Raw genomic sequence first — 530 nt, forward strand, 5'->3', positions numbered from 1 at the left:
TCCTATATTGCGCATAAATTATCAATGGTATGCGGGGTGAAATCCGGTTTGCCTTTGACGCGGGAAGTATTTAAAGGAAATACACCCGATGGGAAAACATTAGAACCGACATTGGAAACGTTTAAGGCAGAGCACCCCGAGATGGCTGAGCAGTTGAGCTTTATCCTGGCAGATGGAATCTACCAAACGCCGGAAAATCAAAAAGTGACAAAGGATGTATTACAGGCGAAATTGGTGGCACCGATCAATCCACGGAACCGTAAAGATAAACCAACTACCGCCCGGGGGATTGAAAAAATCAACCGGTACGGCACTCCCATCTGTATCAGTGGACATAAAATGGAACTTAGAGGATCTGATCGGGAAAAGGGGCAATATATTTACACTTGTCCTGTATTTCATCCAAATGCCAAGCAAGAAGGTCTCACCTGCCCGCTAGCGAATCACGCGGAATGTTGTAATGGGGCAGCACAAGGAAGAGTATTTAGGATAGACTTTGATCAAACGCCTCAAGTAGATGTCGAGTTGCC

1 pseudogene is annotated in these 530 nt (G+C 45.7%); it reads left to right on the forward strand.

Going from position 1 to position 530, the window contains the following annotated elements:
* Window positions 1-530, forward strand: a pseudogene (locus tag IC21_RS16890) (transposase); the annotation flags it as partial.

Origin of the sequence: Heyndrickxia coagulans DSM 1 = ATCC 7050 (assembly GCF_000290615.1) — a bacterium.
In the GTDB taxonomy this organism is placed as follows: Bacteria; Bacillota; Bacilli; order Bacillales; family Bacillaceae_C; genus Weizmannia; species Weizmannia coagulans.